Genomic DNA, 22,352 nt, shown 5'->3' on the forward strand with positions numbered 1-22,352 from the left:
ATGATTTCTTTCAACGGGAATAGCCGCATGTCCAATCATTGGAAAAATCATGGCATATCCTGTGTTAGATTGTCATGAAAGGATGGGGCCTTCTTGAAAAGAAAAAAATCGAAGGGGTTCAGGAAAGTCAACGGACGCTTGGTACACTATGGCACTTATCAGGATTATCGCAGAGACCTAGCCAATCGTCTTCGAGAAGAATGTGAGCGGCTGAATCCAAATGATCCGAGTGGAGCTAATTGTTGTTACCTTTGTGCTAGATGTGCCATCTATGGTAATCGCTATGGTGACTATGACTGTAACGCCTGTAATTCTTATGAATGTAGAGGCGGGTAAACGGCGTTCCGAGGTATAGGAAACGCGAGAAAGCACCCTGCTTCACCAGTAACAGTGATCCAGGGTGCTAAAATAACAAGCCTGTTCTATTGCGTCCGATCCGGTATGACAAACGACACCGTCGTTCCTTCACCCAGCTTACTCGTGATGCGCAAGCCCTTCCCGTACATTTGCGTCAGTCTCCGATTCGTGTTGGACACTCCGATTCCGCCTCTCTCCTGCTTTGATAAATCGAGAATTTGTCGCACAGTCGCTTCCTCCATCCCGATACCGTCATCCTTCACCTCAAAAAGAGTGGCGTTCTTTTGCCGGACGATGCGGATATGGAGAGTTCCTCCCTCTATTTGGGTAAAAAGACCATGGTTGATTGCATTCTCAACCAGCGGCTGAATGGTTAGTGGCGGGATGAGAAGATCGATATCAGGCTCGACCTCCCACACGATCTGTATCCGCTCGCCAAATCGTTCCTTTTCAATGTAAAGATAGGCTTGGACGAGCTCCAGCTCATGGGAGAGTGCAACTTGTTTTCCTGTATTCAAAAAGTCAAAGCTGATATGCAAGAAGGCGGTAAACGCATCCCCGAGTTTACGCATCTTCTCCGTATCAATATCGCTCAATGCCATAATCGAGCTAAGTGTGTTGAACAAGAAGTGCGGGTGAATCTGCGCCTGCAAATAGGCAGCCTCCATGCGAAGTCGTTCATCGACTGTTTGCTTGAGCGTCGTCAACGACCAAACGCGATATTTCAGCTCCATGCCATCGACTGGTTTGCAGACATAGTCATTCGCACCAGACAAATATCCGGTGTATACATCCTCAGACTGGCTGCGCGCCGTTAAGAGCAAGATCGGAAGCTCGGAAACAGAGAAATGCTCCCTGACCTTTTGCGTCAACTCGTAGCCCGACATATGCGGCATCATGACATCGATGATAAGCAAATCCCACTGCTCTGTAAAAAGCAGATCGAGTGCGTCTCTTGGCGATGTACACGTGGTGATTTGGTAATGCGAGGATGAGAGCATTCGATCCAGCACCCTTAGGTTAACCGGGTCGTCATCGATCGCTAATATGTTCGCCTTTCTGTCAACAGTTGCATGCGCAGCCGTTTGCTGGAAAGCCAATATATCTGGAGCTTCACTTTGCCCTATCTGATTGGTAGCCATCACTTGATTGTTCTTATCTAGCTGCTCCACATATTGGCTCTCGGCTGCTTTCATCTCATCTGTACTAACCACGGGCAGCCAGAAGCTAAATACCGAGCCTTTGCCCGGTTCAGAGTCGACTCTCAGCTCGCTATCATGCAGCTCTACCAACTGTGTACAAATAGCAAGACCGAGGCCGATTCCTCCTCCATCGTTCGTTGCTTGTGCTCCCTGTTCATACGGCAAAAATATACGTGCCTTGGTATGCTCATCCATCCCGATTCCTGTATCGGATACATAGATCGCCACCTGTCCTTCCACGATCTCAGCAGAAACGATGACCGATCCTTCTTCCGTGAATTTCAGTGCATTGTGAACAAGATTGAACAGAATCTGGACTAGCCGCTTCTCATCTGCCAAGATTGGCGGGATGGATTCCGGTATGTCCATTTTCAGTTGAACAGGCTTGCCCTCTACCATATAGGTGAGCATGCTGATGATGCCGGAAACTACCGATTGAATATGCAACGGCTTCTTCTGCAACACGATATGCTTGTCCTGCAATCGCACGACATCTAGCAAATCGTCCAGTAAATGCGCCATTCTGCGACTGATCGTAATTAAGAGCTCCATATCCTGTGTGCTGCGACCACCCATGGCATGCTTTTCATTGTTGACGACAGTCTGGGCGATATTCATGATGCCGTGCAATGGCGTCCTCAGTTCATGCGAGGTATGGGCGAGAAACTGGTCTTTGAGCTTGTCCGCTTCTTTTAATTGCTCCGTTAGCTTTGCCTTTTCCTCTGCATTGCGAAAGAATCGCTTGAACCAATAGGCAGAGAAGCTGACAAGAGCAGCAATCAGGTCGAGCGGATAAAACACGTACTTGATATCGATGATTTGATATTCCATGATTGCGGACCATATGACATTGGAAAAAATACTCGTTGCAGCAATGAGCCAGAATACAGCATCATGCTTGTTTTGGATGAGCATGCGGCTGATTCTGAAAATAAACAATAGCAACGGGCCGAAATAAATAATGACTAAAAATGGCGTTCCAGCTAATATATACACCCATTGTGCCGTTCCCAGCACGATGACTGCCGAATAAAGACTGAGCACGGAAAAATACGCCCTAAACGGCCTAGAGTTTTCTTTCTCCCCCTGATCAGATAGACTTCTCACCAATAAAATCATCAGCAAAGGCTGCCATATGTAGGCGAGCACTTCTACCTTGATCGACCATGTATAATCGATCGGGATCCAAAGTAACAGTAGATTGTCATAATCCGACACAACTTTTATCCCCACGCAGGAAAGCAACAGCAAAAACACGAGAAACTCTTTGTAACGGGCATTCAACACATACAGGATGCCGGCATACAAGCCATGAAGCAACAAGATGAGGAAGGTTGCCATCTGGAAGCCGATAGAATACCAACGTTCGGTGTCAATAGCTGCCTGCGACCCGAAGTAAATCGATCTGATGATGCCCCCTTCGATTGGATTATGGTAGTTGGCCGTTCGGACAAGCACTTCAATGACCTTTGCATCACCTGCATTGTATGTAACCGTGAAGGATGCCTTCTGCGGCGTGTACGCTTCCGCTGTTGTCGCAGGCACTCCAACTCTGGCTAAGATCTCTCCGTTAACCTCTACAGTAGAAGATGCCTCCACTTGCGGAACCCATAAGGTGTATGGCTGATTTAGTGGTTGATCGACCAAGATCCGTAAACGGTATGTTCCATAGCCATACGGTGACGGAGAGTCCCTGGAAAAAGCGCTGCTCCAATCGCCAGGCACTTGAACGTATTGCCGCTCGTCATTGGATGATTGTTTGAATTCTTCATGCGTGACGAACGAATTAGGCAAAAACTCCCATTCCCCATCCAGTGAAATGGACGGGGAATTTTCGAAGTCCCACCCGCGCATATCAAGAACCCCTTGAACTACAGGCGGACGCTCTGGAAACGTATGAAACGAAAACCAGAACATCCGAAGACCTAGGAGAAATGCTAAAAACAAGAGAAGAATCAAAAGATACTTACTTATGAGTGCTTTTGAATGACTCCGATTATGGTTGCTTCGCTTTGTCATAGTATGCATCTTTCGACACACTTCGGATTATCCCTTGTCAAATTGCAGTTCCACAGTCCTATTTTTCTCACACAAACTGCCTACTATCGTTATTCCGCCCAAACCGATAGATGGCGATCAAGGCAAAAACCGTAGCGAATGCGAGCAAAATAGCTATGTTCAAATACAAGCTCCCCAGACTGTATCCTTGTTGAAGCTTATTCACCGTATCGAGCAACCAATGCTGGGGCAAGAATGTTGAAATTTTGCGCACGGTGTCCGGCATGATTTCCATTGGAAAAAAGCAGCCAGCCAGGAGGCATGACGGTACAATAATCAGGTTGGAAATCGCTCCAGCACCTGCTCTACTCTTCGCAAAGGCAACAGTCATCAGAGAAAGTGCGATTGCCCCCAGCGCGAACACGAACAACGGCAGCATCATTTGACCATACGAGACGCCTGCATCTATGGCGAAGACGTTTTTCATGACGAGTAAGGTTACGATGATTTGCAGCAGCAAAATAAACATGCTGACGAGAATATTCGAGAATACATAGGATCTAGCCGACATCGGCGAAGAAAGGAGTCGCAAAAAGGTGCGATTCTCTTTTTCTTTTAAAATGATCTCGGACATGTTCACCGCTGAAAACATCATGAACATAATGAGGAAACCTATCGATTGATTCGTCATACGCGTCACGTTCGAGGTGTCTTGCAGCGTTACCGTATGGAGCTTGTAGCTTTGCTCGTGGTATGCCGTATACAGCTTCGTGAACTTCGCCTCATCCGCTTGTGTCGCTTTTCCAATCGCGGCAAGATTGCCGATGTAACTGTGCAGCATGGCCTTCATGTAGGCTGTAACCTGTTCACCTTTTACTGATACAATATTCAAGTGTGCTGGCGCCCCTTTTCGAACACTAGCAGCATACCCTGACTCGAAAACAATTCCGCTATCCAGCTCACCAGAAACGATTTGTTCACGCATCATTTGTTCGTCGATGACTGTGACCTTGATATGATTCAATCTCTCGAGAAACCGGATTGTGTCCTGCGTGATCACCTGGTCCCCATCTTGATTGATGATTCCGACATGGATCGTGCCGCTGCCTGCATTGCTGTAAAGGGTGAGAGACAGCAGAACACCTAGGATCGGCAATCCCAAGTACGTGAACCAGCTTTTTTTGCTGCGAAACGTCTCCATCAGCGTTTTCCGAATGAGCCATAGCATTTCATTCATACAAAAGCCCCCTCCCGTCTGCGCATCGTGATAACAGAAATGATGATGAACGCCGTGGCAATGCTCACATTCATCGCAATCGCAAACCATGCGCCTCTCGGATTGTCTGTGTAGATGATTTGCATCAGACCTGTATTCGCCCAGTGAAGGGGAGAGAATTTGGCCAAAAGGCTGAAGAAACCGGTTGATTGATCAACGGGAAAATAGGCACCACCTACAAAGGAGGCGACTTGCGTAAAAATATTGTTGATAGCCCTTACCCCTTCACCTTTGAAAAGAAAGCTAATCCCCAGACCCAGGCTTACCGCAAGTAACACCTCTGTCAAAAGCACGAGGATAACCATTCCGTAGTGGTTGCCCCAATCTGCTTGGAACACGAATTTGCTGATTAAGAACACGACGAGTACGAAAAATAGATTGACGAACGTACTGCCGATCATTTTTCCGGTAAAAACGGCACCTTTGCTGACAGGTGCTGCCATTAATCGTGTGGACGTTTTGTTCGTTCGCTCCTTGGTGAACAAATAACTCGCAGAATACATCGAGTAGAGCGCAATCATGGTCGTCATCGCAATCGCGTAATAGTCGATTGCCCCCGGTTTTTTATTTGGATTCAAGGCCGTTTCCCGAATAAAATCATCACGCTGTCCGGTACCCTTGACTATTGCCGAAGCAGATTCGGGATCTATCTGATAAGCTGCGGATGCGAGCGAGTACCGATCTGCAAAAACGGTTAGCATCCCCGCAAGGATATTACTTCCTATCGCATTCTTGCTGCTTCCATAAAACTCAATCCCCGCATCACTGACGACTGCGTACCCCGTATAGCGATCCGCGCGAACTTCCTCCTGCCCATCCATGCCTGAACTTGCTTGAGCGACCTCCACTCCTTTATCACCCAATGCTTTGATAAACGAGTTCCACGCCATAGACATTTGCTCATTCGTCCCGTTGCTTTTATACAGCAAGCGCATGTCTCCTACGGTCCTCGTATCGTCGAATGCATTGGAAAGGGCGGAACCTAATATCAGCATCAGGATGATGGGAAGTGCTAGCATAAACATGAACGTTCTCTTTTCGCGAAGGCTGGACTTGATTTCTTTTACAGCGATATTCCATATATTCATGGCAAAGCCCCTCCTCTAGTCTCGCAAGTTTCGACCGGTTAAGGTCAAGAACACAGTCTCCAGATTCGGCGCTTGCTCTTCAACGGAGCGGATTTCTACCTGATCCTTGATGAATTGTTGAATGATCCGGTTCAGGTTGTTGATCTCCGTTTTCGATACGATTTTGATCGTATTCTCTTCTTGAAGCACCGCATTCACACCAGGAATGGCCTTAATACCTTCGAGGTTTAACGGTTCATCTGCCCTGACGCCAATCCAGATTTCCTTCGCGTCGGTAATAATCGCTTTTAGCTCCTCCTTCGATCCTTCCGCAATGACTTTTCCATGATCAACGATGGCAATGCGGGTGCAGATTTCTTCGACTTCCTCCATGTAATGGCTCGTATAAATGATCGTGCAGCCCATGTCGTTGAGCTTGCGCACCGAATTCAGGATATAATTGCGAGAATGAGGGTCAATCCCGACAGTAGGTTCGTCCATGATGATCAGCTTTGGTCGATGGGCAATGGCGCAAGCGATGTTTAACCGACGCTTCATTCCGCCAGAGAAGTTTTTGGGAAAGCTAGTCGCTTTGTCACCGAGACCTACGAATTCAAGCGCCTCTTCCGTCCGTTCGCGCAGCAGTGATCCACGCAGTCCATACAAGCCAGCAAAAAACCTCACGTTTTCATAGGCAGTCATATCCTCGTAGATGGCGATATCTTGCGGTACGATACCGATGTTCATTTTGGCAAATTTGCTGTGTTTCTCAATGTTTTTTCCCAGCAGGGTAATCTCACCCTTTGTTACGCGCAACAGGGAGGCAATCATGTTGATGGTCGTGCTCTTTCCCGCTCCGTTGGCTCCCAGGAAACCAAAGATTTCTCCTTCACGCACGTTCAGAGACATATTGTCGACGGCGACGAAATCACCGAATTTTTTCGTTAACTGACGAATTTCCAATACATGACTCACGTAACTCACTCCCTTCGTGGTTATGTCTGCATTGTAATAAAAAAGGATGCCCCTATGTCAGTGCATAAGTTCATCCCTTGGCATATGAGAATTCTCATGTTGTTTCTCATGATCTTTTTCATTCGTTGCGATAAGGCAGCAGTGTGGTCACGCTAAAGCCTCGCGTACCGTCTACAATCACCGTTCCACCAGCGGAAGCGGCTCTCTCCTCCATTCCGAGAATGCCAAGCCCTTTTACAACCTTTTCTGCACCAGCCCCATTGTCTGTAACCACTGCTTTAATGAATGTATTCAGTACCCGTACCTCTAGGGAAATCACTGTCGCCTTCGCATATTTCAGTGCATTCGTGACCGCTTCCGTCGCATTTTGCTGGATGATTTTCCACTGAATCGGTGTAATGACGTCAATGTCCCCGTCAAAAGTAAGCGTGGCTGTCACTGTCTCTCTCGCAGACAGCTCATCGACAAATAACCGAAGTCGATTGATTCCCAGCTCCTCCGGCCGTGGCTTCACATCCTTGAGTGTCACTCTGATTCGCTCGAGCCCTTCCTTTGATATTGCAATTGCATTGCGGAGCAGCTCGGATGCCTTGTCCTGATCAGTTGCCATCAGCAGTCGCGACGCTTCCATTTGTATCAGCGCACCTGCAACCGCATGCCCAACATCGTCGTGAATTTGTTGGGAGAGGCGATTGCGCTCCTCTAGTTGAATGGTATAGGCCGACTGTCGGAAATACTCATGATTTTCGTTTAAGGTACGAGTCAATCTGTATAAATCCTCTTTCTGCTTCTCCCGTTCATCCTCCAGCCTGCCGAGCTTATCTGTCAACATACTGCCGCATCTATACAGAAAAAAGCTAAGCAAAGCCGTAAATAGAAACAAGGGCACCCATTCAGGTGGCACGATGAAAAATGGCAACAGCATACATATAAATACGACCACCGGCTGCTTACCAGCTAGGAATGCTAGCTCCAAAATATTGATTGGCAAGAGAAGTACAAACAACGGGTCAAGTACGAGACCACTCGCTGTCACGAACAGGATGGATAGCCCAACAAACCATTGCTGATGATTCCTCTTTTTCAAGATGAGAATAGTGAGATTAATAGCCAAATACAACAAGTACACAAGGATTTGCCACGGGTCAACTTCAGAAGTGGGATGAGCAAGAAAAGAAGTCACGATGATAAACCCAAGCACCACTGCCTTATTAGCCATTGTCCATAACTCCATCGGTCGTGCCCTCCTTTCAATCAGACATGTTCGTTTCGCCCGTCAAATAATAGATCGCGATCTGGGTACGGTGTTCAAGCGCTGTTTTATTCAAGATAGAAGTAATGTAATTCGCAACTGTTCCCTCGGAAATAAACAGCTTCTTGGCGATTTCCTTGTTCGATAGCCCTTTGGCGATCTGCTTCATGACATCGAGCTCTCGTTCCGTAAATAAGCTTTGGTCGATTTTGCTTTCGGTAGGGATGGCTGCTGTCACTTTGGGAGGAGCGGTAGTGGACACGGTATCCGCGTTCTTCCCTGTATTCAGGTTCATTTTGATCTTATCCAGGACGACATCCTGCAACACATGATGGTTGTTATAGACACTCTTGATGGCATCTCGAATGCGATTGGGATCATTGTTTTTCAATAAATAGCCGCGTGCCCCCGCTTGAATGGCCTCGAGGACAAATTCGTCATCGTCGAATGTGGTCAAAATGAGCGGTTTGACCGTAGTCTCCGCAGTCAGCACACGAGTCGCTTCCACTCCATTCATGTTCGGCATCCGAACGTCCAAAAGCGCGACGTCTACCTCGTTCTGTTTACAAAATGTCACCGCCTCGACCCCATCCTCCACACTCCCCACCACTTCAAACTCCTCGAAGCTCGTCAGGATGATTTTCATGCCTTCCCGTATAAACGAATTGTCGTCTGCGATCAACACTTTGATTTTCAAAGCAGCTTGCCTCCTGTCGAACACACCCTCGACCGCATAAAGCGCGGACGTATATATTTTTCCCAATATTACCACTGTCCCGCTTTGCTTCACAATTGTAGAATCTCACCCCCAATTGTTCTTACTTTCAGGTCACACATGGAAAAATTAACACTTCGAAAATATATAGACACGATTGCGCTACGTCAGTATGATAAATTACCTAAGCTCTCGTAACCAACATACCGGGGCCAATTTTTTGAATGGAATACTCATGGAGGGGAATTTGTGGAAACAGCACAACTAAATAAAACGGCTTGGAACAGTGGGGCTTATCAAGCGTGGCTAAAACGCTTTGGAACACCTGCTGAGGCAGCGGCCAAAATTAAAGAAGACCCCCAAAAGCGAATCGGTAAAGTATATGAGCACATGGGGGATATTCGCGGCAAAAAGATAATCAATTTACTCGGTTCAAATGGAAACAAAGCCGTTGCGCTCGCCTTGCTAGGTGCCGACGTGACCATCGCCGATTTCTCTTATGAGAATGAGCAGTACGCCAAAGAATTGGCCGCTGCTGCCGACGTTGACCTGACTTACATCGTATCGGATGTATTGCAGCTACCTACAGATGTATTGTCTGGTGAGTATGATCTCGTTTTTATGGAATTCGGTATTCTTCATTACTTTTTGGACTTAACCGAATTATTCCAGGTGGTCAACTCGCTCCTGAGAAAAGGCGGCGTGCTCGTCCTCCAAGATTTCCATCCGGTATCCACAAAACTCATCTCTTCACGCGGAACGACTGCTACTATCCGCAAACATAAAGTAACAGGCGATTATTTCGACACCTCGCTTGAGGAAAAGGACATTGCTTTCTCCAAATTCCTTTCGAACGGCACAAATGTCGCTGAATCCAAAGTAATGTTACGCAATTGGACATTAGGGGAAATCGTTACGGCCATTGCAAACAAAGGGCTGTTCCTAAAAATGCTGGAAGAGCTCCCGAATCTCTCCTCGGAGGTTTTTGACAAAGGAATCCCGAAAACCTTTACGATTATCGCCGAGAAATTATAACGAACGTTTGCCATCATCTTACTAAATTCCTACTACCGAACAGAGGAGATTTCTCTCCTCTTTTTCTTTTACTCACTTATAGACTGACGGTCAGTCATATGATAATCTGTATCCAACCACTTACTGACAATCGAAGGAGGCGCCGATGAAACGAATCGTGAAAGATCCTACAACACGGCGAGCAGAAATATTGGAAGCCGCCGGGGAGCTATTTCGAAATCAGGGTTATGTCCATACAACCGTGGATGCGATCATTCAAAAGGTGGGCGTAGCGAAAGGAACCTTTTATTACTACTTCAAATCGAAGGAAGAGATCCTCGAAGCATTTGTCCAGTCCATGGTCGATACGCTTTGCGAAGAGTATAAAAAAATCGCAGATGACTCTACCTTAGGTGTCATGGAGAAGGTTCGCCAGATGCTGCGCAGCCAAAGCCACCCCATCGACAAGCAAGCCGAATGGATGGAAAGCTTGCATCGCCCTGAAAACAGAGAGCTTCACGAGCGTCTGAATATCGCCATTATCTTAAAAATTGCCCCTGTCCTTGCGCAAGTCATTGAACAGGGAAATAAAGAAGCTGTCTTTCATGTCGAGAATGCCTTGGAGACCGTTCAGTTCCTCCTCGCTGGCTCACAATTTTTGTTGGAATCAGGCATTTTTCATTGGGAGCAAGCGGAACAGGCGAAACGATTACAAGCCATGCAGGTGATTATTGAAAGATCACTGGGAGCTGCGCCGGGGTCCTTCTCGTTTCTGTAATGGATGATAAGGAGGAAAGACAATGAACGCTCATGATAAAGCCTTTCGCAGATTCCTGATCATTTGGTCGGGGCAGATGTTTTCAGCCATTGGAAGTGGACTTACTGCTTTTGCCTTGGGTGTCTTTGTTTTTCAACAGACCCAATCTACCATGAGCTATTCGTTCATCATTCTCTTTTCTTTTCTCCCCTCCTTCCTCTCACTTCCTTTCAGCGGGGTGCTGGCAGACAGATTTGACCGCAAGAAAATGATGATCATTGGCGATCTCGGTTCTATAGCTGGTATCTTGTTCATCTTGCTTGTCATGCTGTCCGGGCGTATAGAATTATGGCACATCTATTTGGGGGTCGGCATCAGCTCGATCTCTGCCGCTATTCTCAACCCAGCCTTTAAAGCAGCCGTCTCCGATCTTGTTTCGGAAGAGATGTACTCACAGGCAAGCGGGCTCATCCAATTGGCAAGCTCAGCTCCATATCTTATTTCTCCACTGGTTGCAGGTTTTCTTCTTAGTGCCTTTGATATCCAGCTCGTCTTACTCATCGATATACTGACCTTCCTTCTAGCTGTCGGCGCCGTGCTGATGATTATAAAACACGATGCCACTCCCCAGAAACAGGAAAGACAAAGCTTTTTTCGCGAAATGTCTGAAGCCTTCCGCTATCTCCTTTCAAAGAAAGGGGTTTTCTCATTAGTTCTGTTAATGTCTGTCGTGTGCTTTTACATCGGGCTGCTGCAATCGCTTTTTGGGCCAATGATGCTGACATTAACTGATTCCAAGACACTCGGTATTGCCCTCTCTGTATCTGCATCAGGCATGCTCGTCAGCAGCCTTTTGATCGGACTTTTCGGTATGGGAAAGAGCAAGGTGTTCATGCTCTCCTCCTCTCTCGTACTTGCTGGCTTGTTTTATGGCCTGATGGGTGCGTTTACTTCCGTTTGGCTGATTACGGTTTTTGGCTTTCTCTTTTTCATCACACTTCCCTTTGTGAACACGAGCCTCGAGGTTCTCATTCGAACGAACGTCGAGAATGAACGGCAAGGCAGAGTATGGTCGATGATCACGGCTATTTCGCAAATCGGGTTCGTACTGGCATTTGGGTCGGCAGGATTTTTGGCGGATCATGTATTGAACCCGCTTTTTTATCCAGATCAATTGCTAGGTCAAACGGTCGGGCAGATCATCGGAACGGGGACGGGCAGAGGAACTGGCTTTCTGTTTGTTCTTTCTGGCGTACTTGTGGCGCTACTGGGAATCGTAATCGGACGTGTAAGGAAGATACGGGATTTGGAAGGAATGACAGTGAAAGGTATCCATTCGTACAAATAAAAATATTTTCTCAAAACCTATGCAACTTATTCATATTTTCCTCCGTCTGGAATGTCGAGTTCATGAGACTTACACCTAGAAGGAGGAAGATTCAAATGAAAAAAGCTATATCTACTTCGTTGGTTGCTATTCTACTCGCAACAAGTGTACCTGCTGCTCTGGCGGCTGACCTGGAGAGCAAAGGAAATGGAAATGGGAAAGGCAAACCCGAAGTAAAGGCAGAAGCAAAAGATAAATCGAAAGAAACTTCTGTCAAAGAATCTGATACCGATAGCGACGATGAGAACTCAACCGAAGCTAGCACAGAAACCAACATCAAAGACGTAAAATTGAAAAAACAGCTAATCGAGCTTCGCCAAGAGCTCAAGCATACGGCTGAAATCACGGAAGATCAAAAAGCGAAATACGAGCAACTGGTAGCTGAACTGGAAAAAACCACTGACAAGCATGGAGCTTTGGAGGTTCAGCTTGAGCTTCTTCAGCGCACGTACCAAAAAGGAGATCACACACCATTCAAAAAGCTTGGAGAACTCCTTGAGGATACAGGCTCGACAGAAGTGAAAGCATTCGTAGATGGAAAACAGGTAAAAGTGGATGTGGCACCGTTTGTACAAGGTGGAAGAGCTTTGGTGCCTGTGCGTGCCATCAGCTCCGCATTGAAAGCGGAAGTGAACTGGAAGCCAGAGACTCGTACCGTAGAAATTACGCGTGGCGAAAAATCTATCACGCTGTACCTCGATAAAAAAGAAGCAACGGTAGACGGGAAAACCATTTCTCTGGACACTGCACCTGTACTGAAAAATGGACGTGTATTCCTGCCTCTGCGCTTCATCAGTGAACAACTGAACGCGGAAGTAAAATGGCAAGAAGAAGGCAAAATTGTCATCATTGACGACCTTCAAGCCTCTAAAGAATCCGAGCAGAATACAGACTCCAACGATACATCTGCAAAGTAATACAAGCAAGAAGCCCTCACATAGCTGAGGGCTTTTTTCCCTCAGTTCTGGCTCATTTGGCATAGAAAAAAGATAGTGGTTCTCATTAGCTCCTCTTGGCTATGAGTCCGCTATCTTTTTTTGTTTTTCCCATTACTTTTGCCCATGACTTTGTGGGAGGATAGCGGCATTCGCCTCTTTTATGCGCCTGAAAACAAGCTTTTTCCCCCTATAGTTAGTCCAGTCATGTCCAAGCGGCATTCATAAAATATGGTATGAACACGAAGGAGGTGGATGTATGTCTTGTGGCTGTAAGGATCGAGAAAAAAAACACGAGATTGAAAAAAATTGTGACACAGACATAGAAAAGGATTTCGACAGAGACGTGGACGAAGATTTTGATCGCGACGATGATCGTTGTCGCTGTGGCCGCCGCCGCTGCCGCCGTCGTCGTCGCTGCCGGTTTTGTTCCTTCTTCCGTCGCCGTCGTCGCCGCTGTCGTTTTTGTTTCTTCCGCTGTCGTCGTCACCGCCGTTGTAAGTAGTGTTCTTCTAATAATAATGAAAAAACGTCCGAATCATTTGACTCGGACGTTTTGCTTTTGCTACGCCCCAAACCTCTGGCGGTACCCGCATCTTCTGCATAATTCCTCGACAGCTTCCCTGCGAGAAAATCCATCTATCAGGTTATTGGCCCGCTCGCCATCCACAATATCAGTGAAAGAGGTCTGATTGATATTCCCTAGATTAATAATCCCTTCCCCATCGAGACAGCACGGCACAACTGTTCCATTTTCGAGAATCGCCGCCTGCGAGCGTAGGCCATGGCAAAAGCCTTTTCCATCATCCTCAGGCGCTGTCAGACTCGGCCACTGGAATTCGTAATCTTGGTTCAAATACACGCGGTCATCGATTTTTACCCCGCTGCCCGGCATTACTTTTTCTTCAATTCGATAGTCCAGCCCAAATTCTTTCTCAATCACTTCGAGTGTCTGGCGGTTTCTACTCTTTTGAATGTTCGTGGCATTATCCTGTGTCAAATTCCACAGACGGAAAGAAAAAATCACTTGATGCTCCTGAGCTTCTCGAACAAATGAAAGAATTTCCCGCAAATAACCTTCGCGGTTGGTTGAGCCGATATGTCCATCAAAGCTGTGAAGCGAGAAGTTCATTTGTCGGAGCGCAGGCTTGCCCAGCAATTTATGCCGATTTTTCGCGATCAGCGTTCCATTTGTGGTGATATTGACCTTGAAGCCTTTCTCATGACTGATATCGAGCAGCTCATCAATTTTGGGATGAAGAAGCGGTTCCCCTTTGACGTGCAGGTAAATGTAATCCGTGTGTGGTTTGATCTCATCCAGCCTTTTCGCAAAGTCTTCTACTTTAATAAAACTTTTACTGCGCTCTGTTGGCGGACAAAAGGTACAGGCCAGATTGCACACGCTGGTGATTTCTATATAGACTTTCTTAAATGTTTTCAAGATGTTTTCCCCATTCCAGATGCCTATGAATTTGTGGCAGTCGTTTGTTGCTACAAACATAGTAACATAGGAGTGCTCAGATTAGGGCAATATGCGGTTTCTGTCTAATAATCCCTATTCACTAGGCGCTGCGACTCATCCCCTTCCTTTTTCATAGTCCTCTTTTAGCATTCCGTATATCTCTAGATCCACGATTCCTTTTCCCGACCATAGCGTTGCTTGTCTGAATGTTCCTTCCTTCATGAAGCCATTCTTCATCAATACTTTCTTGGAGTTCTCATTCGGAGGCATCACTTCCGCCTGTATTCGGTTGACCTTGACATCCATGAACAAAAAGTGGAGCAATATGCTTACCGCTTCCGACGCAATCCCTTTTCCCCAATGCGCTTCGGACAAGAAGTAGCCAATCGTCACCATGTTTACCCTTTGCTGAAAGTCGAAAGCTTCGATAATGCCAAGCAAATGATCGGGGTTATCATTGGCGAATATCCCCCATTTGATCCTGGATTTTTTCAGATAGTCTCTCTCAAAATGCCCGATCATGCTTTTCACTGTCGCTTTATTATGCTTGGGGATAATGCCGCAGTATGCAAATACATGTTCATTGCTGTAAATTTCAAATACTTCGTCCACATGCTGCTCTTCGATTTTCTTCAAGGTGAAACGATCTGATTGTAAAATGGGAAACTGGTTAAAAAGTACGTCAACGTTCATGATTTCAGCTCCATCTTTTGAGATTACCTAGCTTCTTATTTTTTCCAACACAGCTCTTTTTCCTCCTTATCCACGATCATCATTCATTTCAAGAATAGTAGATAAACAGCCATAATCCCTGAATCTGCAAGAATATGACTAACAATCGAACCCATCAGTGATGTGCTCTTGTTTCGCATATATCCCCAAATCATTCCCGCCAAAAATACTGGCAAAATCATCGCGATATTATACGGCCAGCTAAACAAAGGAATGATGGAGAGGAAATGGTACAGGCTGTAAAACAATGACGTCAGCAAAATCATGGTTCGCTTTGTCTGTTTTCCTTCCAGCTTTTTAAATAAATATCCTCTCCAGTAGATTTCCTCAAGAAACGGGTTGATCACCAGCAAAACAAGGATAAGCCAAACGACAAGATTGCCTGAGAAATCCCATTGTACCAATAAATTTTGCAGATCCTCCTTATCAAACAAAAAGCTGTGAAAGAAATATCCCGCAAGAATCATGGTGAGAAAGAAAAGAAATCCGGTCAAAATGCCGTGATACATATTGGGGCGGTTAATTACCAATCCCATTTGCCTGAATGTATCCCGCCATGTCTTTCTTTTCAAAACGATCATGTCCACAAACGGAACCGCAAACAGCCACCCGTAAAAAAGCAAAAACGTTATTGGCACGCTACTCATGACTTGTAAACCCAAAAAGATCATAATCGTTGGCCCTAGAAATAACAGAACATGCTTCATCATATCCCCACCAAATCATGGCATGTTTTTACTAACAAGATTGTAGCGGGGAACACAAAAAGCGAGTAGTACCAACTTCGCGTAGTACCAAAAAAAACGAGGGCATGGATCACTCCAGCCCTCGTACTTATTTCTATCCAATCATCTAAATGAGCATCCCCGCAATCGTTGCGCTCAATAGATTCGCCAAGGTTGCTGCAACTACTGCACGCAAGCCCATCTCCGCAAGGTCTGATCTTCTTGACGGAGCAAAGCCGCCCAAGCCGCCAATGACCATAGCCAGCGCAGCCAGATTGGCAAAGCCGCAAAGGGCGAAGCTGATGATCACAACGCTTTTTTGCGACAAATTCGCAATCTCAGGAGCAAAAGCCGTGTACGCGACAAATTCGTTGAGGACAATCTTTTGCCCGATGAAAGAACCGGCTTTTAGCGCTTCCTCCCATGGAACCCCGATCATAAAGGCAATCGGCGCGAACAAGTAGCCTAAAATGTGCTCAAGCGTCAACGCTTCTATTCCCACTAACCCGCCAAGCCAGCCAATAATCGAGTTCAGCAAGAAAATCAACGAAATAAACGCGAGCAACAGTGCACCGACACCAGCAGCTACTTTTAGCCCGTCTGAAGCTCCGCGGGCAGCCGCGTCAATGACGTTTCTGGACTCTGTATCTTTCATGACTTCCACATGTTTCACTCTGTGTGGCTGTTCTGTTTCGGGCATTATGATTTTCGCAAGCAACAAACCACCCGGCGCTCCCATGAATGCGGCGGCCAGCAAATACTCAATCGGAACCCCGAGCATCGCATACCCACCGATCACCGAACCCGAAACGCACGCCAGTCCACCTGTCATTACAGCAAACAGCTCGGACTTGGTCATTTTCTCAATATAAGGCTTTACGACAAGTGGGGCTTCAATCGGACCCAAGAAAATATTTGCAGAGGCCGACATGGATTCAGTTTCACTCGTTTTGAGCACCCGAGACAAAAATCCACCGATAATTTTCGTCGCCCACTGCATGATTCCGAGATAATACAGGACCGAAATCAAGGATGAGAAGAAGATAATGATCGGCAATACTTGCAGGGCAAACGTAAAGCCTGCATTCTGTGCACCGAGTATCCCGCCAAACAAGAACTGGATTCCGGCATTCGTCGAATCAATGATGCTTTGTACGATCGACGCCAAGTACTCCAAAAACTTTTTCCCAAAATCCCATTTCAGTACGACCAAAGCAAAAATAAACTGAATCGCAAACGCACCAATGACCGTTCTCGGATGAATTGCTCTCCGATTTTTCGAAAACGCAATGGCTATTAAAAAAATGCCCAGGATGCCGAGAACTCCCCAAATGTATTGCATGAACGTATCCTTTCTGTATCGCCAGCTGTGTCGATATCTAAGATGACTTGCTTTGTTCTAGATCGCTTTTTTCGCTAATTCTGTCATGTAATCAAAGAATGCATCACGATCTACGTCATAAACCACATGTACAGGGCGTCCGTCAGCCGTTTCAACGGTTCGGCCTTGGCTTGCCCCTTCTGTAATCACGATGCTGTTAACCGTTTGCACCTTTACAAGATCACTATTGCCAACAAATGCTGTGGTTAATACATCCCACAGGTAGTAAGTCGAGTTGGTCGAGAAGTGTACGAGCGGCGGCACCATTGCGTAGCATTGACCCAAGAAGTCCACACCGATATGCTTGCGCTCTTTTGCCCAGCGCTCACGAACATCCAGTGTCAGTGGGACCTGATTCGTGCTCTCCAGTGCGACCAAATCAATCTTCATTCCGCTTTCCCATACGCGAGCAGCCGCTTCCGGGTCCCAGAATACGTTCCACTCTGCGGTTCCATCGTGCTCAGGCTCATGCACGTTTCCTTCTTCACGGAATGTTCCGCCCATCCACACCAGGCGCTCTACTTTTTCTTCGATAGTTGGATCGATATCCAATGCACGCGCAAGGTCAGTCAAAGGACCGGTAAACAGTAAGGTCGTTTTCCCTTCCGTTGCACGCAGCGTTTCAATAATGTGAAGATGCGCAGGCTTGTCTGCTACTGGCGTAATCACTTCTCCTGATTCATTGAGCAAGGGCAGTGCGTCTACATAAAATGCATGCATGCGCCAGTCCTTTGGAAAGGGATTTTTCCCGCGGGAATTGGACTCTGCTACATCCAAACCGCCTTTCCCAAAACGATCAATGATTTTCCGGCTTGCAAACATCGCTGGTTCCAAGTAGCAATCCGCTGGAATGACAGATACCCCCGTCAGATTCACATTGTCCATTTGGAGCAGCAAGAATAAAGAAATTAAATCATCAACGCCGCCATCATGATTAAAGTAAATGTTTTTCTTCATCATTATGATCTCCAATCTCATACTTGAACTTGTAAAAAGTACATGTAAATCACTATTATTTGGAACCCTTCAAAAAATAATACTAAAGTTTCACTAAAAAATATATAACCATTATGAACAACACAACTAAAGGATAAAAAAGAGACTATCCTCCAGCAGAAAATCTACTTTCGTGATAGCCTCTAAACCACTTATTTGTTTAACAGATGGAATACTTGCTCTACGTCTTTGTCACCTCGTCCTGAAAGGTTAACAATCAGGATCTGCTCCGAGGAAAGAGTGGGAGCCAACTGCAAGGCATAGGCAATAGCATGAGCACTTTCCAAGGCGGGAATGATCCCTTCCGTTCTCGATAGTTCTTGAAAAGCCGCCAATACTTCTTCATTCGTCACCGTGTAGTATTCCGCTCGTCCACTTACTTTTAGCTGGCTGTGTTCTGGGCCAATACCAGGATAGTCCAATCCGGCAGCAATCGAATACGTTTTTTGAGGTTCCCCATTCTCATCCAGCAACACCAGGCATTTAAAACCATGAATGACGGCTGGAACCCCTTTAGTCAGCGTAGGTGCCTGATCAGGCTCAACACCAATCAGTCGTACGGATGGTTCCTCTATATAATGGGCAAAAGCTCCAATCGCGTTACTGCCACCGCCAACAGCAGCGATAACCGCATCCGGCAAACGACCTTCTTTTTCTAAGATCTGTCGTTTGGATTCTTCACTGATAATCGCTTGGAAATACTTTACCATCGTAGGAAACGGGTGCGGGCCAACCGCAGATCCCAATAAATAGAACGTGTTCTGGTAGTTTTGAACCAAATCATTCAGCGCTTCATCAACCGCATCCTTCAGTCTGCCTTGCCCTTTGGACACCGCTACCACTTTTGCCCCTAAAAGCTCCATGCGAAATACATTTAATGCTTGTCTTTTCGTATCCTCCGCGCCCATATAGATCACACATTCCATGCCAAACATCGCGCAAACCGTCGCGGTAGCAACTCCATGCTGTCCTGCACCCGTCTCGGCAATAATACGCTGTGCACCCATTCGCTTTGCCAGAAGGATTTGCCCGATGACATTATTGATCTTGTGAGCACCCGTATGGTTTAAATCTTCTCGCTTTAAATAAATTTTGGCACCGCCGAGCTTTGCGGTTAAATGACGAGCAAACGTCAACGGATTTTCCCGACCAATATATTCTTTCAGATAATACTTGTACTCTTCGATAAATTCCTCATCATCTTTATACCTTTCAAATTGTTCAGCTAAATAATCTAATACTTCCTGTAATTGCGGAGGCACAAAGCTTCCTCCGAACTCCCCGAAATATCCCTTTTTCGTCTGTTCTGTCAACGACATGCTCATCTCTCCTCAGCTATAGCTAGTCCTCAATCCTTCCTTGCATTTTATAAGATCAAAAGAGAGTATGTCAATTTTGTTTTATGATTATTCAGAATTCATTAGTTTGTTGGTAGTTTTTACAAAACCATCATTTTAGCTTCACATTTCCCCAATACTGATCGGGTAGTCTAACAAAAGCGGTTCATTACGTCGTTTTTTTATTCGGAGGGATATCATGAAGTTTCACTTTCAAAAGAAAAGCTTGCTGATCGCAACAATTGCGGCTCTATCCTTGATCGGAACACAAGGAGCAGGTGCAACTCAAAATGTAACAGGAGCACCCGTTGTAGCCGAAATTCATGAATGGAAAAATCCTCCTGCGCTCGCTGAAGGTATTAAAGAAGGCGGCTTCTCTGGTCTGGTGCATCTTCCTAACGATCCTCCTTCTATCTTTTATACATTGGCTGACCGTGGACCAAATGGGCAATATGGCAAGGACGAGCTGCGTACGTTCCCTGACCAAAACTACACACCACGCTTGTACAAAATCAAAGTGGAGAATGGAAACATTCATGTTTTGGAAACCATCAAGCTGCGTTTGCCACAAGGCAAGATCAACTCTTTTACGAAAACTACCTATATTAGTGGATTGCCGAACCTCGCTGGCTCTGATGAAGTTCCCTACGATGTGACGGGAACAAAAAAGATTAGTTACGATCCAGACGGTCTGGATTTGGAAGGCATCGCTTACAACCCGGTCGACGATACCTTTTGGTTATCCGACGAATACCGCCCATCCATCATTCAAGTAAAACGTGACGGCACAATCCTGGGCCGCTATGTACCAAAGGGCACCAAAGAAGCCCTGCTTGCCGCAGGTGCAAAGATGGAGATTTTTGATACACTGCCAGCCGTGTATTCCAAACGCATTGCAAACCGTGGCTTCGAAGGTATCACCATCTCGCCAGACGGCAAGTTCTTGTATACTTCGATCCAAAGTCCAATGGCACTCCCTGATAAAAAGACAGGCGAAGCTTCCCGTAATTTGCGCATTTTAAAGATGGATCTCGCCACCAAAAAAGTCGTCGGCGAGTACATGTACATCGCAGAGAACGCGAAAGACTTCGTGAAAGTGAAACAGAAAGACGTCGTCATCAGCGACTTGGCCGCACTCAGTCAGGATGTTTTGCTGATTGACGAACGAGACAAAAATGCCGGTGCAGACGCACAGCTAAAGCGTATTTACAAAGCAGATTTTTCGAAAGCAACCAATTTGCTCGGTACGTCAACAAGTGAGCATGACTTCGAAAAACTCAGTGTTGCCCAAGTGAAAGAAAAAGGAATTGTGCCGGTTTCCAAGGAATTGCTGGTGGATGTAGCCAAGCTGAATTATCCGCATGAAAAGCTGGAAGGGCTAGCGATTGTAGATAATAAAACGATTGCCATTGTGAATGACAATGATTTCGGCGTAGATGGCTATGATGAGAAGGGTAAGATTAAAATCAACAGCAATCCGACGCAGATGTATGTGATCAAAGTCGGTAAGGATTTGAAATAAGTAGCAAAAGAAGAAGTCCTGCACTCTCAAAAAGTGGTGTAGGGCTTCTTCTTAATGTATGAAGTGTTATTAGTCCACATTTATTTAGAACTCTCAAATACAGTCGGCGTAAATAGTATGAGGAAAAGCCTCGCGGTTGATTTATGTCCGCGAAGCTTTTCCTTAGTTAAGGTATTTTCATTCATACAACTTCGATAAAAAGTCTGTAAATGATGAGGCGACTGGCGTGATGGTTTCTCTTTGCCATTCTTCGAGAGATTTTTCTTCTAGTTCATCTTCAGAAAGATCTTCCATTGTAACAATAAACTCGTGATTTACAAATACAACAATCGGTTCTGCATTCTTTCCATTAATGTAGTCGAAGCAAATTTGACCACCGCTAGCATCGTATCCAATAGGAAATACTCCGTCAGGTAGACATTCCTTAACATCGTCATATGCTGTTAGAATATAGTATTTCCCAACCCTACTACTAAGGCTATAGAATGTATTAAATACTTTCCCTTCTACTTCCCCGTAATCAAAGCCGCAGGGAGTAGGAGCTCCCTCATTATTCTCAAGCATACACTCTACGAAATCCCTTGGAAATCGGATCCCCATTGCACTTTCTACTTCTTCGATATCTTGAATGTCTATTTTCTCTGTGCAGCATTCAAATGTTACATGATTTGGAATTGTCATGTCATTACTCTACTCCCTGTGAAAGTATTTCGCAATCATCGCACCATTTTACTTATATCGGTAATTCTTACATTTCATTGAAACAAAAAAAGAAGGGGCGTGATCCCCTTCCTTTGCCACTCATTCCATCTCTACTGCTTTTTTTCTATAACGACGCCCAGGTGTTTTCAAGCCACTGATCAAAATCAGCACCTTTTTCACCCTCGTACGTATCATAGATATCACTTCTCATTTTTTGCAGTTTCTCTTTGAATTCCTCGAACGTATGATCTTTGGGCAAGCTTTTCTTAATTCTTACCAAGGCTTTCGTTGCGCCTTTGATCAAGTCGCCTTTTTTCTGAGCAGGTAATCGAACACCTACCCCAAATGCTTTGAGCTTATGAAAAGCAGCCTCTTGCACTTTGTACACCGTATCGGTTTCCACGATACGCGTCAGTAATTGAATCGTTTGCTCATGCTTCCACTGTCCCAGTTCTTCAACAGCCTCTAGACGCTCTCTCCAATTCGATGTTCGATTAGCCGCTTTCTTTAATTCCTCAAAGTTTGGTGGAAGCTCGTTTTTCATTTCCGTTTTATTCAAT

The 22,352-nt window shown here is 45.8% G+C and carries 20 protein-coding genes; 5 read left to right on the forward strand and 15 right to left on the reverse strand.

Features of this window, described 5'->3' with window-relative positions; all coding sequences use genetic code 11:
- Positions 1-422 precede the first annotated feature (422 nt).
- The 6 genes from HP568_RS02420 to HP568_RS02445 all read right to left on the reverse strand — a co-directional run bounded on the left by HP568_RS02420 (position 423) and on the right by HP568_RS02445 (position 8,824).
- The gene (locus HP568_RS02420) at positions 423-3,587 is read right to left on the reverse strand and encodes a hybrid sensor histidine kinase/response regulator (RefSeq protein WP_173628202.1); all 3,165 of its coding nucleotides are present in this window, start codon (positions 3,585-3,587) and stop codon (positions 423-425) included.
- Positions 3,588-3,645: 58 nt separating this feature from the next.
- Positions 3,646-4,794 carry an ABC transporter permease gene (locus HP568_RS02425; protein ID WP_173628203.1) on the reverse strand — a complete coding sequence of 383 codons (1,149 nt, stop codon included), beginning with the start codon at positions 4,792-4,794 and terminating at the stop codon, positions 3,646-3,648.
- Positions 4,791-5,921 carry an ABC transporter permease gene (locus tag HP568_RS02430; protein WP_173628204.1) on the reverse strand — a complete coding sequence of 377 codons (1,131 nt, stop codon included), beginning with the start codon at positions 5,919-5,921 and terminating at the stop codon, positions 4,791-4,793. Before HP568_RS02430 ends, HP568_RS02425 begins: the two co-directional genes overlap by 4 nt.
- A 15-nt stretch (positions 5,922-5,936) precedes the next feature.
- Positions 5,937-6,875 carry an ABC transporter ATP-binding protein gene (locus HP568_RS02435; RefSeq protein ID WP_048031181.1) on the reverse strand — a complete coding sequence of 313 codons (939 nt, stop codon included), beginning with the start codon at positions 6,873-6,875 and terminating at the stop codon, positions 5,937-5,939.
- Between the two features lie 118 nt (positions 6,876-6,993).
- Positions 6,994-8,109 carry a sensor histidine kinase gene (locus tag HP568_RS02440; protein ID WP_048031180.1) on the reverse strand — a complete coding sequence of 372 codons (1,116 nt, stop codon included), beginning with the start codon at positions 8,107-8,109 and terminating at the stop codon, positions 6,994-6,996.
- 16 nt (positions 8,110-8,125) lie between these two features.
- Positions 8,126-8,824, reverse strand: coding sequence for a response regulator transcription factor (locus tag HP568_RS02445; RefSeq protein ID WP_048031179.1), 699 nt, complete (start codon positions 8,822-8,824; stop codon positions 8,126-8,128).
- Positions 8,825-9,091: 267 nt separating this feature from the next.
- On the opposite strand from HP568_RS02445, the gene HP568_RS02450 reads away from it, so the two are divergent.
- The 4 genes from HP568_RS02450 (at position 9,092) to HP568_RS02465 (ending at position 12,917) form a co-directional block, all read left to right on the forward strand.
- A complete protein-coding gene (locus HP568_RS02450) occupies positions 9,092-9,877 on the forward strand; it encodes a class I SAM-dependent methyltransferase (RefSeq protein ID WP_173628205.1) in 786 nt (261 codons plus the stop codon).
- Between the two features lie 145 nt (positions 9,878-10,022).
- Entirely contained in the window at positions 10,023-10,634 is a 612-nt protein-coding gene (locus HP568_RS02455) for a TetR/AcrR family transcriptional regulator (protein WP_173628206.1), read from the forward strand.
- A gap of 22 nt (positions 10,635-10,656) precedes the next feature.
- The gene (locus HP568_RS02460) at positions 10,657-11,961 is read left to right on the forward strand and encodes an MFS transporter (RefSeq protein WP_173628207.1); all 1,305 of its coding nucleotides are present in this window, start codon (positions 10,657-10,659) and stop codon (positions 11,959-11,961) included.
- 95 nt (positions 11,962-12,056) lie between these two features.
- Positions 12,057-12,917, forward strand: a complete 861-nt coding sequence (locus tag HP568_RS02465) for a copper amine oxidase N-terminal domain-containing protein (protein WP_048031175.1) — start codon at positions 12,057-12,059, stop codon at positions 12,915-12,917.
- Between the two features lie 223 nt (positions 12,918-13,140).
- Here the strand turns inward: HP568_RS02465 and HP568_RS29600 are convergent, their stop codons facing one another.
- The 7 genes from HP568_RS29600 to trpB all read right to left on the reverse strand — a co-directional run bounded on the left by HP568_RS29600 (position 13,141) and on the right by trpB (position 19,550).
- Positions 13,141-13,425, reverse strand: coding sequence for a hypothetical protein (locus HP568_RS29600; protein WP_254550999.1), 285 nt, complete (start codon positions 13,423-13,425; stop codon positions 13,141-13,143).
- A gap of 75 nt (positions 13,426-13,500) precedes the next feature.
- Positions 13,501-14,376 (reverse strand): radical SAM/SPASM domain-containing protein, encoded by an 876-nt coding sequence (locus HP568_RS02475; protein ID WP_173628208.1) that lies wholly within the window; start codon positions 14,374-14,376, stop codon positions 13,501-13,503.
- 135 nt (positions 14,377-14,511) lie between these two features.
- Positions 14,512-15,090 carry a GNAT family N-acetyltransferase gene (locus HP568_RS02480; protein WP_173628209.1) on the reverse strand — a complete coding sequence of 193 codons (579 nt, stop codon included), beginning with the start codon at positions 15,088-15,090 and terminating at the stop codon, positions 14,512-14,514.
- Positions 15,091-15,173: 83 nt separating this feature from the next.
- Entirely contained in the window at positions 15,174-15,836 is a 663-nt protein-coding gene (locus HP568_RS02485) for a CPBP family intramembrane glutamic endopeptidase (protein ID WP_173628210.1), read from the reverse strand.
- Positions 15,837-15,981: 145 nt separating this feature from the next.
- A complete protein-coding gene (locus tag HP568_RS02490) occupies positions 15,982-17,196 on the reverse strand; it encodes a NupC/NupG family nucleoside CNT transporter (RefSeq protein WP_173628211.1) in 1,215 nt (404 codons plus the stop codon).
- 57 nt (positions 17,197-17,253) lie between these two features.
- Positions 17,254-18,192 (reverse strand): nucleoside hydrolase, encoded by a 939-nt coding sequence (locus HP568_RS02495; RefSeq protein ID WP_048031170.1) that lies wholly within the window; start codon positions 18,190-18,192, stop codon positions 17,254-17,256.
- 191 nt (positions 18,193-18,383) lie between these two features.
- Positions 18,384-19,550 carry a tryptophan synthase subunit beta gene (trpB, locus tag HP568_RS02500; protein WP_173628212.1) on the reverse strand — a complete coding sequence of 389 codons (1,167 nt, stop codon included), beginning with the start codon at positions 19,548-19,550 and terminating at the stop codon, positions 18,384-18,386.
- Between the two features lie 217 nt (positions 19,551-19,767).
- Here trpB and HP568_RS02505 point away from each other — a divergent pair, with 217 nt between their 5' ends.
- Positions 19,768-21,090, forward strand: coding sequence for an esterase-like activity of phytase family protein (locus HP568_RS02505; RefSeq protein WP_173628213.1), 1,323 nt, complete (start codon positions 19,768-19,770; stop codon positions 21,088-21,090).
- 177 nt (positions 21,091-21,267) lie between these two features.
- Here the strand turns inward: HP568_RS02505 and HP568_RS02510 are convergent, their stop codons facing one another.
- Entirely contained in the window at positions 21,268-21,771 is a 504-nt protein-coding gene (locus HP568_RS02510) for an SMI1/KNR4 family protein (RefSeq protein ID WP_173628214.1), read from the reverse strand.
- A 145-nt stretch (positions 21,772-21,916) separates the two neighbouring features.
- A complete protein-coding gene (locus tag HP568_RS02515) occupies positions 21,917-22,351 on the reverse strand; it encodes a HEAT repeat domain-containing protein (RefSeq protein ID WP_173628215.1) in 435 nt (144 codons plus the stop codon).
- Between the last annotated feature and the right edge of the window lies 1 nt (position 22,352).

Source organism: Brevibacillus sp. MS2.2 (genome assembly GCF_013284345.1).
GTDB lineage: Bacteria > Bacillota > Bacilli > Brevibacillales > Brevibacillaceae > Brevibacillus > Brevibacillus brevis_C.

Excerpts from the sequence above, each read along its gene's own strand:
- HP568_RS02490 (WP_173628211.1), bottom strand. The coding sequence starts at position 17,196 with ATGCAATACATTTGGGGAGTTCTCGGCATCCTGGGCATTTTTTTAATA.
- HP568_RS02430 (WP_173628204.1), bottom strand. The coding sequence starts at position 5,921 with ATGAATATATGGAATATCGCTGTAAAAGAAATCAAGTCCAGCCTTCGC.
- HP568_RS02440 (WP_048031180.1), bottom strand. The coding sequence starts at position 8,109 with ATGGAGTTATGGACAATGGCTAATAAGGCAGTGGTGCTTGGGTTTATC.
- HP568_RS02505 (WP_173628213.1), top strand. The coding sequence starts at position 19,768 with ATGAAGTTTCACTTTCAAAAGAAAAGCTTGCTGATCGCAACAATTGCG.
- HP568_RS02480 (WP_173628209.1), bottom strand. The coding sequence starts at position 15,090 with ATGAACGTTGACGTACTTTTTAACCAGTTTCCCATTTTACAATCAGAT.
- HP568_RS02425 (WP_173628203.1), bottom strand. The coding sequence starts at position 4,794 with ATGAATGAAATGCTATGGCTCATTCGGAAAACGCTGATGGAGACGTTT.
- HP568_RS02485 (WP_173628210.1), bottom strand. The coding sequence starts at position 15,836 with ATGAAGCATGTTCTGTTATTTCTAGGGCCAACGATTATGATCTTTTTG.
- HP568_RS02510 (WP_173628214.1), bottom strand. The coding sequence starts at position 21,771 with ATGACAATTCCAAATCATGTAACATTTGAATGCTGCACAGAGAAAATA.
- trpB (WP_173628212.1), bottom strand. The coding sequence starts at position 19,550 with ATGTCGTTGACAGAACAGACGAAAAAGGGATATTTCGGGGAGTTCGGA.
- HP568_RS02455 (WP_173628206.1), top strand. The coding sequence starts at position 10,023 with ATGAAACGAATCGTGAAAGATCCTACAACACGGCGAGCAGAAATATTG.
- HP568_RS02420 (WP_173628202.1), bottom strand. The coding sequence starts at position 3,587 with ATGCATACTATGACAAAGCGAAGCAACCATAATCGGAGTCATTCAAAA.
- HP568_RS02465 (WP_048031175.1), top strand. The coding sequence starts at position 12,057 with ATGAAAAAAGCTATATCTACTTCGTTGGTTGCTATTCTACTCGCAACA.
- HP568_RS02495 (WP_048031170.1), bottom strand. The coding sequence starts at position 18,192 with ATGAAGAAAAACATTTACTTTAATCATGATGGCGGCGTTGATGATTTA.
- HP568_RS02460 (WP_173628207.1), top strand. The coding sequence starts at position 10,657 with ATGAACGCTCATGATAAAGCCTTTCGCAGATTCCTGATCATTTGGTCG.